Origin of the sequence: Nonomuraea cypriaca, assembly GCF_015645445.1 — a bacterium.
In the GTDB taxonomy this organism is placed as follows: domain Bacteria; phylum Actinomycetota; class Actinomycetes; order Streptosporangiales; family Streptosporangiaceae; genus Nonomuraea; species Nonomuraea cypriaca.
Map to the genome: position 1 here is coordinate 22,258 of NZ_JADOGI010000107.1, position 12,787 is coordinate 35,044.

General features: G+C 69.5%; 12 protein-coding genes. 3 read left to right on the top strand and 9 right to left on the bottom strand.

Features of this window, described 5'->3' with window-relative positions:
- Positions 1–42 precede the first annotated feature (42 nt).
- Positions 43–957, bottom strand: a complete 915-nt coding sequence (locus tag ITP53_RS30440) for an NmrA family NAD(P)-binding protein (RefSeq protein WP_195898896.1) — start codon at positions 955–957, stop codon at positions 43–45.
- An 89-nt stretch (positions 958–1,046) separates the two neighbouring features.
- Here ITP53_RS30440 and ITP53_RS30445 point away from each other — a divergent pair, with 89 nt between their 5' ends.
- A complete protein-coding gene (locus ITP53_RS30445; protein ID WP_195898897.1) occupies positions 1,047–1,673 on the top strand; it encodes a TetR/AcrR family transcriptional regulator in 627 nt (208 codons plus the stop codon).
- A gap of 65 nt (positions 1,674–1,738) precedes the next feature.
- On the opposite strand, the gene ITP53_RS30450 is transcribed toward ITP53_RS30445, so the two are convergent.
- On the bottom strand, positions 1,739–1,939 hold the full coding sequence (locus ITP53_RS30450; protein ID WP_195898898.1) for a hypothetical protein: 201 nt from the start codon (positions 1,937–1,939) through the stop codon (positions 1,739–1,741).
- Positions 1,940–2,116: 177 nt separating this feature from the next.
- On the opposite strand from ITP53_RS30450, the gene ITP53_RS30455 reads away from it, so the two are divergent.
- The gene (locus tag ITP53_RS30455; RefSeq protein WP_195898899.1) at positions 2,117–4,897 is read left to right on the top strand and encodes an nSTAND1 domain-containing NTPase; all 2,781 of its coding nucleotides are present in this window, start codon (positions 2,117–2,119) and stop codon (positions 4,895–4,897) included.
- A 125-nt stretch (positions 4,898–5,022) separates the two neighbouring features.
- On the opposite strand, the gene ITP53_RS30460 is transcribed toward ITP53_RS30455, so the two are convergent.
- The gene (locus ITP53_RS30460; protein WP_195898900.1) at positions 5,023–5,385 is read right to left on the bottom strand and encodes a peptidase inhibitor family I36 protein; all 363 of its coding nucleotides are present in this window, start codon (positions 5,383–5,385) and stop codon (positions 5,023–5,025) included.
- Between the two features lie 189 nt (positions 5,386–5,574).
- Between ITP53_RS30460 and ITP53_RS30465 the strand changes: the two genes are divergently transcribed.
- Entirely contained in the window at positions 5,575–5,799 is a 225-nt protein-coding gene (locus ITP53_RS30465; RefSeq protein WP_195898901.1) for a hypothetical protein, read from the top strand.
- Between the two features lie 76 nt (positions 5,800–5,875).
- Here ITP53_RS30465 and ITP53_RS30470 read toward each other — a convergent pair whose 3' ends face one another.
- From ITP53_RS30470 to ITP53_RS30495, 6 genes are read right to left on the bottom strand one after another with little or no spacing between them, the layout of a single operon-like run.
- Entirely contained in the window at positions 5,876–7,063 is a 1,188-nt protein-coding gene (locus ITP53_RS30470) for a mandelate racemase/muconate lactonizing enzyme family protein (RefSeq protein ID WP_195898902.1), read from the bottom strand.
- 38 nt (positions 7,064–7,101) lie between these two features.
- Positions 7,102–8,088 (bottom strand): ABC transporter ATP-binding protein, encoded by a 987-nt coding sequence (locus tag ITP53_RS30475; protein ID WP_195898903.1) that lies wholly within the window; start codon positions 8,086–8,088, stop codon positions 7,102–7,104.
- A gap of 5 nt (positions 8,089–8,093) precedes the next feature.
- Positions 8,094–9,092 carry an oligopeptide/dipeptide ABC transporter ATP-binding protein gene (locus ITP53_RS30480; protein ID WP_195898904.1) on the bottom strand — a complete coding sequence of 333 codons (999 nt, stop codon included), beginning with the start codon at positions 9,090–9,092 and terminating at the stop codon, positions 8,094–8,096.
- Positions 9,089–9,943: an ABC transporter permease gene (locus ITP53_RS30485; RefSeq protein ID WP_236051344.1), complete on the bottom strand. Its 855-nt coding sequence runs from the start codon at positions 9,941–9,943 to the stop codon at positions 9,089–9,091. The genes ITP53_RS30480 and ITP53_RS30485 overlap by 4 nt, the downstream gene beginning before the upstream one ends.
- 5 nt (positions 9,944–9,948) lie before the next feature.
- Positions 9,949–10,887, bottom strand: a complete 939-nt coding sequence (locus tag ITP53_RS30490; RefSeq protein WP_195898906.1) for an ABC transporter permease — start codon at positions 10,885–10,887, stop codon at positions 9,949–9,951.
- 43 nt (positions 10,888–10,930) lie between these two features.
- Complete coding sequence (locus ITP53_RS30495) at positions 10,931–12,478, bottom strand: ABC transporter substrate-binding protein (protein WP_195898907.1); 1,548 nt, start codon at positions 12,476–12,478, stop codon at positions 10,931–10,933.
- Positions 12,479–12,787: the final 309 nt, after the last annotated feature.

The window sequence follows — 12,787 nt, forward strand, 5'->3', positions numbered from 1 at the left end:
GGCACCAGCCCGCTCACGGCGTGACCCGCGCGGGTCATCCGCTCATCCGTCGAGCAGGGCGGCGATGGCGCGGGCACCTCCTCGCTCCAGCCAGGCGGGGAAGTCCAGCAGGCCGGGGTGGCGGTGGCGCAGCGCGGTGATGTCGGCGCGCCACAGTCCGCGTTGGGCGGTGAAGGCACGCGCGGTGTCCATGCTCAGTCCCTCGCCCGCGACCTGCTGGTACGTGATCTGGCGCCCGAGGTGCCTGCTGATCAGGCGTACGGTCGCGTCGGGGGTCAGCTCGTCTCCTGCCAGCTCCAGGGCCTGGCCGAGGTAGGCGGCCGGGTCGGCGAAGGCCAGGGCGGCGAAGGCGCCGATGTCGGTCACCGCGATCAGTTGCACGGGCACGTCCGAACCGAACAGGTGGCGCAGGACTCCGTCGGCGGAGATGCCGCCCAGCCTGAGCCCGGGAATGGCGTGGTTCTCCATGAAACGCACCGGCCGCAGGACGGTGGCCGGCAGGCCGAGAGCGGCGATGTGCCGCTCGATGGCCCACTTGCTCTCCCAGTAGGAGATGCCGGTGCCCCGCTCGGCGCCGCCGACGGAGGTGAAGACCAGGTGGGCGACGCCGGCCGCCGCCGCGGCGTCCGCCAGGTGCCGGCCACGCCGGATCTCGCGTTCGCTGTCGAGGTCGTCGGGGGTGACGGCGAAGACGCCGTGGGCGCCGGCCATGGCCGCTTTCAGGCTGCCGGGGTCGTCCAGGTCACCCTGGAGTGGCTCGGCGCCCGCCGCGGCCAGTTCGCGGACGGCCGCGGCGGCGGGCTCCCGGACGAGAACGCGGACGGGCCAGCCGTCGGCCAGCAGGCGCACGGCGGTGGCTCCGCCCTGCCGGCCGGTGGCGCCGGTGACCAGGATGGGCTTGCCGGCCCTGCGCGCGGCGGCGGTGGATGAGAGCGAACGATGCTGGGGCGTGGCCATATGACGTGACCTCCGGGGGCGATAAAATGAGACTGTCCCGAGAAATATATCGAGACACTCTCGAATTAGCCAGTGAGAGGCTTCTGCCTATGGAGACCGGCACACCGGCGCCCAGGCGCCGCATGCGTGCGGACGCGCGCCGCAACTACGAACGGTTGCTGACCGAGGCCGCGTCCGCGTTCGCCGAGCACGGCGCGGACTTCTCGCTGGAGGAGATCGCGCGCCGGGCCGGGGTGGCCAACGGCACGCTCTACGGTCATTTCCCCACCCGGCGTGCGCTGTTGGAGGCGTTGCTGGGTGATCGGATGCGGGCCCTGGCCGCGACCGGCGAAGAGCTGCTCGCCGACCCCTCGCCCTTCGACGGCCTGGCCGCCTGGGCGCGAACGGCGATGGCCCACACGACGGTCTACCGAGGGCTGGGCGCCGCGTTGATGGAGGCCGTCGAAGACGAGACCTCTGAGCTGCACACGGCATGCAAGGCGGTGCTCGCCGCCGGGGAGGAGCTGGTGGCGCGGGCGCGGGCGGCCGGTGAGGTGCGGACGGACGTCACGGCCCCGGACCTGTACGCGCTGGTCAATGCGGCGGCCTGGGCGGGCGAGCAGAGCTCCGCAGCCCAGGGCGAGCGACTGCTGACCTTCGGCCTGGACGGCCTTCGGTCGTCGGCCACCACACGGCCTGTGGCACCCCGACCGGCCGGTGGCGCAGGGCTCGCCTGATCACATATGTATGACCATTTGTGTCGGGCCCCGTTCGAGCGGGAACGGTCTGGGACTGTGGATGCTCAGGCGCCTGGTGATCGATCGAAGGTGATGCGAGCCGGGGTGCGTGCCAGGGTGGCCCGGCTGGTCAGGTCGACGGGGGACAGGGCACGCACGTGGTCCTCTCCGGTGCTCCTGTCGGTGTTGTCCGCGGGTGCGGTCGCGCCCTTGCTCACCACCGGTGCGGGCGTGCCGGCGATGGTGTCGGCGGGAGTCGGAGCCATCACAGCGGTCGGCGGCAACGTGCTGACCGATGTGGTCAAAGCCGGTGTCGCGCGGCTGGGCAAACGCCAGGACCCACCCTCGGACGAGGAGGTGGAGTCGGAGCTGGAACAGGGGATCCAGCAGGTTCTGGAGGCCGACGGGAAGAGGCGGAGCGGCTGCGTGCGGAGATCGCGCGGGTGCTGCGGGACATCGGGGCGGTGGGCGTCGCGGTCGAAGCGGCGATCGAGTCCGGCGACCGCCGGTTACAGGAGGCCCTGGCCGCGGGTCTGGCACGACTGGGCGAGGAGTTCGGCGAGTTCGGGTTCGTACTGGCGGAGGTGCGTGGTCAGCTGGGGGTGATCCGCGAGGGCATCGACCGGCAGGGCGACCGGTTGCGGCGGCAGGGCGCCGAGTTGCACGCGGAGCTGCGGGTGGCGGTGGATCTGGGATATCGGCAGGCAACCGACACCCGGTTGCTGCTGGAACAGGTGGCGGCGATCGAGCGGCGGACCCGTACGGGCTCTGCGTCACCTGGCGAGACGGGGAGGTCCTGGTCGGGGGAGTGCCCCTACCGAGGGCTGGTCGCGTTCTCCGAAGCCGACGCCGGAGTGTTCTACGGACGTGAGGTGGTCACCGCTCAGCTGGTGGCCCGGCTGGCGCAGCGGCTGACCGGGCCCGGCCTGCTGGTGGTGACCGGTGCGTCGGGGGCGGGCAAGTCCTCGCTGCTGCGGGCGGGGGTGATGCCGGCGATCGGGCGCGGGGAGCTGTCGGAGCAGGCACGCGACTGGCCCCGGCATGTACTGGACCGTCCCACCGGCGCGCCGCTGTCGCGGCTGGCCACGTTCCTGGCCGGCCTGGCCGCCCTGGAGGCGCCGGCGGTGTTGCGCAGCCTGACCGAGCAGCCCGGCCAGGCGCATCTGCTGGTACGCCAGGCCGTCGAGGCCGACGCCAGGCGCCGTGGCTTGCCCGAGCCGAGCGCTGCCGGGTCCCGGCTGGTGCTGGTGGTGGACCAGTTCGAGGAGATCTTCACCCTCGACGTGCCCGAGGACGAGCGCGAGCGGGCCATGGCCGAGCGTGCCGCGTTCATCACCGCGCTGCACGCCGCCGCCAGTGTCGCGATCGGTCCGGACGACGCGCCGGCGGCGTTGGTCGTGCTGGTGGTCCGCGGCGACTTCATCGATCGTTGCGCCGAGCATCCGCGGCTGGCCGCCGTACTGCAGGATGGCCCTTTTGTACTGGGGCCGATGCCGGGGTCCGACCTGCGGCGTGCCATCACCGGACCGGCCGATGCCGCCGGTCTGGACATCGAGCCAGGCCTGATCGACACGATCTTGAACGAGCTGCGCTCGCCTGCCGGCGGGTACGAGGCAGGCGTGCTCCCGCTGCTGTCCCAGACGATGCTGACGATCTGGGAACACCGTGAGGACAACCGGCTGACCAGCCGCGGCTACGCCCTGACCGGCGGGGTGACCCAGGCGGTGGCCACCAGCGCGGAGGCCGCGTACGCCGACCTGACCCCCGGCAGGCAGGCTCTGGCCCGGTTGGTGTTCCACCAGCTCACCGCCGTCTCCACCGAGGGCAGGCTCACCCGCCGCGCCACCTCACGCCAGGCCCTGCACGCCGGGCGCGGGGAAGACGGCATCGACCACGTCCTGGACACCTTCGCCGCACGGCGGCTGATCGTGGTCGACGGCGCGAGCGTGCAGATCGCCCATGACGTGCTGTTGCACGCCTGGCCTCGTCTGTACGGCTGGCTGGAGGCCGATCTGACCGGCCACGCCCTGTACCACCAGTTCGTGGAGGCCGCCCAGGAGTGGGAGGAGCACGAGCGGAGCCCGTCCTTCCTGTTCAGGGGTGAGCGGCTGTCCGCCGTCCAGCACGCGCAGGCTCGCTGGCAGGCCGATCCCGGCCGCTACCCCGCGCTGTCCGCGGCGTCGCGCGCGTTTCTGGACGCCGGTGTCCGCGCCCAGACCAGCGGCCGCCGGCGGCAGCGCGCCACCCTGGTCACCCTGACCGCCCTGTTGGTGGCCGCGGTGGTCTTCGCCGGGGTCGCACTGCGGTCCTCCATCGCCGCGGGGGAAGAACGCGATCAGGCCCTCGCCGGCTATCTGATCAGCCGAAGCGAACTGGCGGCCGCGGACCCGGCGTTCTCGGCGTTGCTGGCCGCGGCCGCCTGGCGCATCGCTCCTGACCGCGCCGACGCCCGCGCGCGGCTGACCGAGATCCTCCGCGGTTCCGAACGTGGCATCCTCCCCGACCTCGCCGGCCCCATCTGGGCGGTGGCGTTCAGCGCTGACGGGAAGACCCTGGCCACCGGCGGCTACGACCGTACGGTGCGGCTTTGGGATCTGTCCACAGGCGGGCCGCTCGGTGAGCCCCTCACGGGCCACACCAGCATCGCCGACTCGATGGCGTTCAGCCCTGACGGGAAGACCCTGGCCACCGGCAGCATCGAGGGTGCGGTGCGGCTTTGGGACGTGTCCACGGGCCGGCCGCTCGGTGAGGTCCTCACCGGCGACACCCCCAGCTCGGTGGCGTTCAGTCCCGATGGGAAGAACCTGGCCATCGCCTACAACGACGACGGTACGGTGCGGCTCTGGGACATATCCACGGGGCGGCGGCTCGGCAAACCCTTCACCGGCCACTCGGGTCCCATCCGTTCGGTGGCGTTCAGTCCCGACGGGAGCACCCTGGCCTCCGCCGGCGACGACGGTACCGTACGGCTCTGGGGCGCCGCCGAACACCGGCCGCTCGGCGATCCTCTCACCGGCCACACCGGCCCCGTGTGGTCGGTGGCCTTCAGCCCCGATGGGAACACCCTGGCCACCGGAAACAACGACGGCACGGTGCAACTCTGGAACCTGGCGCCGCCCAGCGATCTTTACGCGGCCGTCTGCGCCATCCCCGGTCGCGCACTCACCCGTGAGGAATGGGAAGAGCACGCACCAGGACAGCGATTCCGCCCCGTCTGCTCCTGAGCCCTGTCTCAAACCTTCTGGGCCCTGTCTCAACGCAGCGCCGCCCGGAGGTCGCGTGGGGCCGGAGTGACGCGCGGCCGGACGGGGGGATGCCCGGCCGCTGAGGCGGCGGCGCCGTCGAGGGATCAGCAGTAGCGAGCGGGCGCGATGCGGTCCATCACGCCGCCGAACCTGCCGCGGTAGTTGGAGCTGTAGTCGCCCCTGGACGCCAGGCGCTTGGCGCGCCAGTTCCACTCGGTGTCGGCGGTGTCGACGAAGCAGGCTCCGCTCGTGGCCACGAACGACCCGACCTTGTCGGCGTGCGTGCCGCCGATGAACCGGTTGCCGTTGGCCTCCCACCAGGTGTAGACGGCGCCGGTGTAGTTGGCGCCGGTCCACAGGCACACGTGGGCGTGGCACGCCGGGGCGGCCGCCTGAGCGGGCGCCGCCGGCAGTGCCACGACGCCGACCGCGAGGACCGGCGCGACCAGCAGGCTGAGGGACTTCATGAAGCACTCCTTTCGCTGACTGCTTGGGACACCCGCACGCTATACGGAATGTGATTGCATGAACACACAAGGTTATATGCTTCTCACTTCGCAGCCCGCCGAGAGCCCAGGTCCGAAGCCCCGGCCGGGATATGCGGTTTTCCGCCGCCGGCATTAGGGTGCGACCACATCTGCGGAAGGAGCCGGAAGGTGTCGCATGAATGGCCGGAGTTCCTGCTCGTCCTCTATCTCTCCGGCCCGGACGCGGTGGCAGGCGTGGTCGCGCGGCTCGCCGCCCACGGTCACCGGCCGGCCGAGCTGGACAATCCGTACTGGCCCGCCCGGGGAGCCGTCGCCTTCGCCGATCCCGACCAGTGGATGGTCGTCTTCGCTCCCTGGGTCTTCGGCGTGGACCCGGTGCCCGCGGTCTCCTGAGGAGGACCGCGTGCGGGCTGACAGCACGGCGGCCGATCCGATTCCACCACCGTGCTGTTCCCACCCGCCGACCGTGCTACGACCGGGGTGCCCAGGCGCGCCGGCGAGGCACGCCGAGGATTTCCGGCCCTTCCTCGTACGCGAACCTCTCCATCGCGTCCTCCGACAGGGTGACGCCGAGACCGGGTGCGTCCGGCACGTGGATGAACCCGTCCTCCACGCGAACGGCGGGGCTCACCAGATGATCACGGAAGGCGTTGTTACCGCCCGCGTCCCACTCCACGTGGCCCCGGATGTGCGCGGGGATGGCGGCGGCGAAATGCAGGTTCGCCACCTGGCCGAGCCCGTTGTAGGTGTGGGTGGCGATGATGATGTTCGCCGCGCTCGCGAGCGAAGCGATCTTGATGCACTCGGAGATGCCCGCGGACTTCACGACATCGGGTGTGAGGTAGTCGACGCCGCCGAGTCGTACGAGATCCTCCATGTCGAATCGGGTGAAGACGTTGCCTCCCGAGGCGATCGCGGTGTGCGAGAGGTTACGCAGGGTGCCCAGCTCGCGCTTGTGGACCGCGACGGTGAAGTCGAAGGGGTCCTCCAGCCAGAACGTGTCGAACTCCTCCAGCCCCTTGGACAGCCGCACCGCCTCGGGCCAGCTGTACCGGGCGTTCGCGTCGATCATGACGGCCACGTCGGGGCCGACCGCCTCCCGCACCGCCGCGACGGCGGCCAGGTCGAGGGAGACGTTCGCCCCGCCGCGCACCTTGACGGCGGTGAACCCCTCCTCGACGTAGCCGCGCGCCTCGTCGGCGAGAGAGTCGAGGTCATCGCGGATGCCCATGGTCTGACATCCGATGTACGCGGCCAGCCGCGGCCCGCTCCCGCTGTCATCGCCACCACCGAGCAGGCGGTAGACCGGCTGCCCTGTCACCTTGCCGAGGATGTCCCACAGGGCGATGTCGATGCCCGCGATGGCCTGCGCCGCGGCCGATCCCAGGTGGATCGATCCGAAGAACATCTTCTCCCACAAGGACTGGATCTGCAGCGGGCTCTGACCGACCACCAACGGCGCCAGCTTGCTCTCGATCAGGCTCTTGACGGCATGCGGCGTGTGCGCGTGGTAGGAACTGCCCAGCCCCTCTATGCCCTCGTCCGTGCGGATCCGCACGATGAGCTCATCCCGCTTGTACGCGGTTCCCAGGCCCATCACCCACGGGTCTTCCAGCTTCTCGGAAATCAGCAGGCAGTCAACCGATGTGATCTTCATGAGACATTCCTCTCTTGGAACGGATGGTTGAGTTCGGGTCAGACCGGCATCTCACCGGAGAAGTGACACGCCGAGCGCCGCTCCGCGGCCGGATCGGCATGGGGGAGGAGGCCGGGCACGGATTCGTGGCAGATCGCTCTCTCCCGGCCCAGGGAGCAGCGCGGTGCGAACGCGCAACCGGACACGCCCGCCTGGCCCGTCGGTGGTTGGCCGGGAATGAAGGAGATCACCGGGCGCTCGATGCTGGGGATGCTGGCGATGAGCCCCGCGGTGTAGGGATGGGCGGGGCCGGCGAAGACGGCCGCCGTGGGCCCGGTCTCCACGATCCGTCCGCCGTACATCACCGCGACGCGTTCGGTCACGCCGCGTACGACGTCAAGGTCATGAGACACCACGATCATGGCCATGTCGGAGTCGGACCTGAGCGTGGTCAGCAACCCCAGGACCTGCGCCTGCACGGTCACGTCCAAGGCGGTCGTGACCTCGTCGGTGACCAGCAGGCGTGGATGGGCGGCCAGCGCCATCGCGATCGCCACGCGCTGCCGCATACCGCCGGAGAACTCGTGCGGGTACTGCGAGAACCGCCGTGCGGGATCGGTGATCCCGACCTTCCCCAGCGCCTCGACCGCGAGCGTTCTGGCCTCGCGCCGCCCGGTCCCCGGGCGGTGCCGGCGGATCACTTCGGTGATCTGGCCGCCGACGTTCCGCACGGGGTTCAACGAGACCAGAGCGTCCTGGTAGACCAGGCCGATCTCGCGCCCGCGGATCCGGTTGAGCACCTTGGCACCGGCCCCGACGACCTCGGCGCCGGCGACCTTGACACTTCCGCCGACCCGCGCGGAATCGGGGAGAAGGCCGAGCATCGCCAGCGCCAGCGTCGATTTCCCTGAGCCGGATTCCCCGACGAGCCCCAGGGATTCCCCGGCGTCGAGCGCGATCGACACGCCGCGCAACGCGGCCTGCCATCCTCCCTGCTTGGGGTATTCGACGACGAGGTCGTCGACGGTGAGAATCGGCTCGGACATGGTCGTCATCCTTTTCCGTGTCCACTTTTGGGACGCATCGGAACATTGCAGTCGGCCCACGCTCCGTCCGCGGCGTTCACGCGCTCCACGTGATGCGCGCACCGCTCGGTGACCCGCCAGCACCGCTGGCGGAAGACACACCCGGGATCCGACTCCGGGATGTGGCCGCTGTCGGCTTCGAGGGCCTTCTGAGCCTCCGCGGGCATCTCGCGGCGGCCGTCGGCGGTGGCGGACCAGCGCAGCCCCTGCGTGTACGGATGGATCGGCGCGTCCAGCAGGGTGCCCGTGGCGCCCGCCTCGACGATCCGGCCGCGGTACATCACGAGAGTGCGGTCGGAGACGGCCCGGACGACGCCCAGATCGTGGGCGATGACGAGCAGGGCCACGCCGGTCCTGGACCGTATTTCCTGGAGCAGGCTCAGGATCTGCCCCTGGATGGACACGTCGAGTGACGCCACGGGCTCGTCGAGGACGAGCAGCCTCGGCTCGGGCCCCAGCGCGCGGGCGATGCCCACCCGCTGCCGCTGCCCTCCGGACAGTTCGCGTGGCCGGCGGTCCGCCATCTCATCAGGGAGCCCGACCAGACCGAGCAGGTCGGAGACCCGCTTCCGCGCCTCGGCCCTGCTGAGCCCGAGCAGGAGCAGAGGCTCGGCGACGATGGCCGCGATGCTCTTGGACGGGTCGAGCGAGCTGTAGGGGTCCTGGAACACGAGTTGGGTCTCGCGGGCCAGCCGCCGCCGACCGGCCCGGCGGGCGGACAGACGAGGTACGTCGAGCGAGCCGGAGATCCGTACCGTTCCCGCCGTCGGCGGCAGAAGACCGACGACGATGTTCGCGAGGGTCGTCTTGCCGGATCCCGACTCCCCGACCAACGCGACGCATTCTCCCTGCCGCACACTGAAAGAGGAGTTCTGTACGGCCCAGACGGCGTTACCACCAGAGCCGTAGCGCTTGGACAGCGCGTCGACCTCGAGCACCCAGGGGACGTCCTGCACCGTACTCATGCCTGCCACCTCCGGCGGATGCGCAGCCCGGCGGTCGCGAAGGCGGCGCAGACCAGCACCAGGACGCCGCCGGAGACCAGGACAGGCAGCGCGTGTGTCTGCAGGTAGTCCTTCTCCGAGGAGATGAGGAGTCCCAACGAGACCTCGGGCGGCTGCAGGCCGAACCCGAGAAAGCTGATCGTCGACTCGGCCAGCATGACGTTGGGGATCTGCACCAGGGAGACCGACAGCATCAGGTCGAGGGTGTTCGGCCACACGTGCCGGAGCAGCAGCCTGGGCGTCGACGTGCCGTACATCCTGGAGGCCACGACGTAGTCCGAGCGCTTCAGCGACAGCACCCGCGCTCGGATCACCCTCGCGTAGTTGACCCAGGTCACCAGGATCAGCACGACCACGATCGTGGAGAAGCTCGGACCGAGCACCGTGACGAGCGCGATGGCCAGGATCAGGCCGGGAAACGCGTTGAACACGTCCATCACCCGGCTCAGGACGTTGTCGATCGCCCCTCCGAGGTAGCCGCTCAGCGCGCCGGTGGCCCAGCCGACGGCCGAGCTCGCCACCACGACCAGGAGCGCTATGACGATCGACGTACGAAGCCCGAGAGCGATCATGGCCACGAGGTCGCGGCCGAGATGATCCGTGCCGAGCAGGGCGTTCGCGGCGGGCGCCGCGAATCTGCGGGACGGATCGACGCGTAGCGCGTCCGGTCCGATGGTCAACGGGACGATGAACGCGAAGAGCACGGAGGCGATGGACACGCCGAAGGAGACCAGCACGGTGCCTTCGGACAGGACTCGCCGCAGCGGTCCGGTCCGCTCGGGCGGGGAGGCGCTCGTCCGCTCCGGGGTCATGGTGGTCACTTGCTCATCACCTCGATCCGCGGGTCCAGGCGGGTGTACAGGAGATCGAGGATCGTGTTCATGATGAGCACGATCCCGGTGGCGACCACGAGGGTCGCGCTCACGAGCGCTATGTCGTAACGCTCCATCGCCTGTGTGTAGAGGCGCCCTATGCCTGGCCACGCGAACACCGACTCGATGACGACGACGCCGCCGATGGCCATGCGGGTGAGTTCGAGCCCTCCGACCGAGAGGATCGGGATCACGGCGGCGCGCAGGACGTGATTCTGGAGCAGTGTCCACCGCGCCAGCCCTTTGCCGCGGGCGACCAGCATGAACGGCTCCTGCAGGGTGGCACGTACGCTTTCCCGCACCACGTACATCAGCCTGCCCACGGGTGGGATCGCCATCGCCACGGCGGGCAGGACGAGGAACGGCAGGCCGCCGTAACCACCGGTGGGAAAGAACCGCAGCTGGACGGCGAACAGGATGATGAGCACGAGGCCGGACCAGAACTCCGGCACGGATGAGGCGACCGCGCCCACCGTCTGCAGGATCCGGTCGGTGCGCTTGCCCACGTTCATCCCGGCCACCAGGCCGAGCGCCACCGCGAGGACCGCCGTGATCAGGAACGCTCCAGCCGCGAGGAAGAGCGACCGGGGCAACGCCTCCATGACCACCTCCGTCGCGGGGCGTCCGGCGGTCGTCGAGACGCCGAAGTCCAGCCGGAGAGCGCCGGACAGGTACCGTCCGGCCTGTTCGGCGATGGGGTCGTCGTAACCCAGCGAGTGCCGGTATTCCTGCACCTGCTCCTCGGAGGCGTTCAGCGGGAGCGTCCTGCGGGCGGGATCGCCCACCACCTGGAAAACGACGAACACGATCACGACGACGGAGACCAGAGTCACGACCGCCGAGACGAGCCTTTTGCCGATGAAGATCCACGGCCTCATGCTCATGTGGGGGGAAACCTCCTAGAAAGCGCAAGCCCCGGTCAGCCGGCTACTTGCCCTTCCACTCGTACCAGTAGGTCGTGTAGGCGTCGCTGTACAACTTCCCGTCGATCCCGCTCTGCGTGGCCACGGCGTTCTTCGGGCTCGTGATCCACACGATCGGAGCGAGATCGTGGGCCAGCGCGTGGACCTTCTGGTAGGCCTTGGCCTGGTCGGACTCGTCCTTGAGGTCGATGGCATCCTCGGACGCCTTCTTGAGCTGCTCGTCGCAGAACGTCGCCCGTACGTCGCCACAGGTGAAGTAGTTCTGGATGTACAGGGTGGAGTCGAGAGTGCCGCTGCCGGCCTGGACATAGAACAGGTCGGGCGGAGGGATGTGGTTCTGCGGCGCCAGCAGCCCCTGCTCGATCCACTGCTCGCGAGGGAGCAGCTGGACCTTCACGTCGAGCCCGATCTTGTTGTACGCGGAGGCGAGCGTCTGGCAGGTGTCGGTGCCGACGGTCCCGTAATACTCCGACACGCACATCATGGTCAGCTTCGTGCCTGTGGCGCCCGCCTCCCGGACCAGTTGGGCGGCCTTGGTCATGTCGTAGGGGTAGTCCTGGAGGCCCGGGTTGTAGCCGTGCACCTGCTGGCTCACGCCCTGGCCCTTGGGCGGCAGCGCGAACCCGAACCGGACCGACTTGATGAGCGTCGACCTGTCGACGGCGTAGTTGAGTGCCTGGCGCACGCGTTCGTCCTTGAGCGCCTTGGAGGCGTCGCTGATCCGCAGGATGTCCGTCTCGGTCGACGCGGCGCTGATCGTCGCCGGAGCGGCCGCGAGCAGGTCGGGGGACAGGTCGAACGCGACGTCCGCCTCGCCGGCCTGCAGCCCGGCCAGCCTCGCGCCGGTGTCGGGGATGACCTTCATCACGACGTTCTGGTAATAGGGCTTGGCGTCTCCCCAGTACTTGGGGAAGATCTTCAGCGTCGTCTGGTCGTGCGCGGGGGTGACCTCACCGACCTCGTACGGCCCGGTGCCCACGGCGGTGTTCTGGGCCTTGGCCTTGTCCTTGCCCCAGCCGTCGGGCTGGACGCCGATCGCCGCCACGGTGCGGAACACGTAGAAGTCGGGAAGCTTCGTCGTCACGTCGACCGTGTAGTCGTCGACCACCTTGGCGCCCGCGATGTTGGCCAGCGTGCTGTCTTTCGCGCTGGACGGTGAGGTGAGCTTGTTGATGCTGTACGCGACGTCGTCGGCGGTCATCGCGGAGCCGTCGTGGAACGAGACATCGCGTCTCAGTTCAAATCTCCAACGGGTCGGCGCGACCCGCTTCCAACTGGTCGCGAGAAGGGGGGACCAGCTCAGCTTGTCGTGGTCGTTCTCGACCTTGGTCAGCCCCTCGACGACGCTGCCCAGCAGTAGCCGGCGGGCCGTGCCGTTCACCTGGTCCGCGACCACGTCGAGGGTGCCGAGCGCGGCGCCCGTCGACCAGGTCAAGGTCCGCGTGCCTGCGCCGCCCGTCGCGTCGTCGGGCACACAGGCGGTCACCAGGCAGAGCCCGACGAGAGCAGAAATCATTTTCAGGGACACGCGCGTGATCTGTGGACCGGTCATGAACGACTCTCCCCATCAAGATCGTGAATCAGTAGGTCTGCGTGACGGTGGCCGCTCAAGCCAGCGGCGGAGGCATGCCCCAACGTTGTATGGTGTTGTGGACGGCTGTATACAACAGAACTACTCGGCAGGTTTCGGATATGTCAAGGCTGTGTTTTCGGTTCGGCTCTTCGAAGGAGTGTGTGGAGAGCGGTTCTACTTCGCGGGGAGCTCGCTTCCCGCGAAGGCAAGATGCCTCTTCCGCGCCGTTGACCTTGGGGGGGTCGCGGGGGGCTAGCTTCCCGCGAAGGCAAGAAGCCTCTTCCACGC